General features: G+C 29.9%; 3 protein-coding genes. 1 reads left to right on the forward strand and 2 read right to left on the reverse strand.

What is annotated here, in order from left to right:
* Window positions 1-658: 658 nt before the first annotated feature.
* Window positions 659-850, forward strand: a complete 192-nt coding sequence (locus tag BAU27_RS08320; protein WP_071770630.1) for a hypothetical protein — start codon at window positions 659-661, stop codon at window positions 848-850.
* Window positions 851-1,134: 284 nt separating this feature from the next.
* Here BAU27_RS08320 and BAU27_RS08325 read toward each other — a convergent pair whose 3' ends face one another.
* Together BAU27_RS08325 and BAU27_RS08330 are read right to left on the reverse strand one after the other, a co-directional pair.
* Complete coding sequence (locus BAU27_RS08325) at window positions 1,135-1,524, reverse strand: hypothetical protein (RefSeq protein WP_071770631.1); 390 nt, start codon at window positions 1,522-1,524, stop codon at window positions 1,135-1,137.
* 762 nt (window positions 1,525-2,286) lie between these two features.
* Window positions 2,287-2,643: a hypothetical protein gene (locus tag BAU27_RS08330; protein WP_071770632.1), complete on the reverse strand. Its 357-nt coding sequence runs from the start codon at window positions 2,641-2,643 to the stop codon at window positions 2,287-2,289.
* Between the last annotated feature and the right edge of the window lie 182 nt (window positions 2,644-2,825).

The raw sequence follows: 2,825 nt of genomic DNA on the forward strand, positions 1-2,825 counted from the left end.
CCTATACCACCTTTCAAATAATAAAAGCAGCAGAATAGGGAAATATCCAATTATAGAAATAGGGATATTCCTATAATTGGATAGGGTTTATAATAGTGATGTGCAGTACATACAATAGAATCAGTAATTTTTCAGAGACGCCCCCCTATACCACCTTTCAAATAATAAAAGCAGCAGAATAGGGAAATATCCAATTATAGAAATAGAGATATATCTATATTTCTAGAGAGATTATAATAGTGACGTGCAGTACATGCAATGGAATCAGTAATTTTTCAGAGACCCCCCTATACCACCCTTTCAAATAATAAAAGTGGAATAATAGGGAAATATCCAATTATAGAAATAGGGATATATCTATAATTCGTAAGGGATTATAATAGTGATATGTGTTACATACAATAGAATCAGTAATTTTTTAAAGGCTCCCCTTATTGTTGGTTTGTAATAAAGTCACGACCTTTAAAAAAAAGATGTGATGTTTATAATAAAGTCGCGAAGTTTTGAAAAAAGTTTTATTGCGGATTTATAAAATAGTTTTTGCTAAATATGGTGTGAATTGGAATTCTATGCCATCTTTTCTGTTTGATCTTGTATAATGAATATAATGATATTTATATATTTTATATTAAACAATCAAATAGGAGGAATAAATGACATGTTAGATAAATTAAAAAATCATTTTAAAGATGCAAATTTAGTGTGTTCACAATGTGGTAAAACAATCGAACATGGTGAACAATTTGCAGTTTCTTTAGTATTACCTGAAGAAAAAAATATGCCTGTTGGACAATTAGATAAAGTATTAGCTAAGAGAGCAAACGAAATTTTATGTAGTAAATGTAGATAATACTGAAACAGGAGCGAATCTTCACTATTCGCTTGTTAAAATGATCAAATTTTTTTATAAAAACACAATATATATGCACAAATATAGAAGCTATTCTAATCAATCTTTTTTCAAAATAGCTTCTATTTTTTACTGTAAAGTTGTATACAGATAATAAAGTTGTTTAATTTTTAATAAAGTTATTTGAAAAATAATAAAGGCATTTAAAAATGTTAGTCATACTATTCATCAAACGAGCCATTTAATGGAGGAACTCCTTTAAAGAAACTTGAACCTCAATAGTGTCATTCTACGCTCTCAAGAGATTCTTTAAGGAATTGAAATTCAAACTTGGTAGCTTCTAATATATTTTTAATATATTTTTCCTGATTTTCAACTCCCGTTACTAGATCTAGTTTATTAAAAAAGATTATCCAGTTTAAATTCTTCTTTGTTTCGAATCTGTATTTTCCTTCTATATCTTTGTTAGGGTAAATTTCGAAATAAACTCTCTCAGCCTTATTTAGGTTCCAATAAAAATGTTTGTAAATATAAGGAAGTCGAGCATCAAGCATACTCTTGTTTTTTTGTTTGGATAATGTTCTATTTAGAGACACTAAATAGTCATTGATATTTTTAACAATTGCTTTTTCATCTTTTTCGCTACTTAGAATCCCAAATTCAATTTTCGTCATTTAGTAGTCCCCTTATTAATAAGTTATTTTCACTAATATTAACATTTTTATGAAAATAACTTAAACCAAAAGAAGTTGCTATAAAAGTACAAACATTACTTAAGCATAGGGAGCGATTGTTCAATAAAATTTAGATTTTCAAACGACTTTATTGTTATATTTTTTAGGATAGTGAAGTATCCTAAATTAAAAATTAAACAACTTTATTTTTAACCCCGTCCTAAATTAGAACGGGGTATGCTTGTTTGAGCTTTTAAAATTAAATAACTTTATTTTCATTTCACAAAAGTGAGGGGTTGGACGAACTTTTTAATCAAACTTTAATTCAAAGATACACTTATACGATTATTTCTAATAATAAAAGTAGATATATAGGGAAATATCCAATTATAGAAATAGGGATATTTCTATATTATAAAGAGGGTTATAGCGATGATATCAGGACTACTTCATTTTGCTACCCCCATTCCTAAAGGGGAAAGATGACTTATGTCAGTGAAATTCGTGCTACCAAAAACAGGTCTATTTCTAGATGTCCAAAAAACAAAATAAGATTGTGATACCGTACGAATTTCGTATTAAGCGTAGGAACTACGAGATGAGCCTACTAGGATAACCGAAGGATACTTTGGTGTTCGTAGGAATCCCCCACTTCAGACAACCCATAATGGTGTTAAGTGGAGGGTAGTTCAATTCAACAGAATTTAGTTCACATAAATATAAAAAGACCTTAGGATTATACCTAAGGGTCTTCTTTACTAGTTAGAAATCAAGTTCTTCGTTATCTTCTTCAGAAATCCCACCAAGTACTACCCTAGCGTTAATAATTTTACCTTCTTGCAATATGGACGCCTTGGTTTTTAAATCTTCTTGTCTTTGGGCGGGAACAACGACATTAGTAAGTAAAAGATCCAATTTATTTTCAACTGTATCTAATAGATTTAATCTCTGTTCTACATTATCTAATTTCTGTAGTAATTGCTCATAACGTTTTTCATTTTGTACCAGTTCAACAACAAAGGCTGTTAATTGTCTACCATTAGCTTTTTCATTAAGGATCCTATATACATCTTCAGGCATATTATCAGCATGTAATGCCATTTTTCTATTTTTAGCCATTATCAGCACGTCCTTTTATTTTAACGAATTCCCCGAAAGAATTCTCCTTCCTCAAGCGTGTGAAGGGCGTAGCCCAACGGTAGGTGGGAGATGAATATCGGTTTGGCATCGCCAAAAACTTTTGATAAACTAGCTATATGAAGTTCTTTGATAACTTGATATATGAGGTTGCAGGAAGAAAA

Origin of the sequence: Bacillus sp. NH11B (assembly GCF_001884205.1) — a bacterium.
Classification (GTDB): Bacteria; Bacillota; Bacilli; order Bacillales; family Bacillaceae_G; genus Bacillus_A; species Bacillus_A proteolyticus.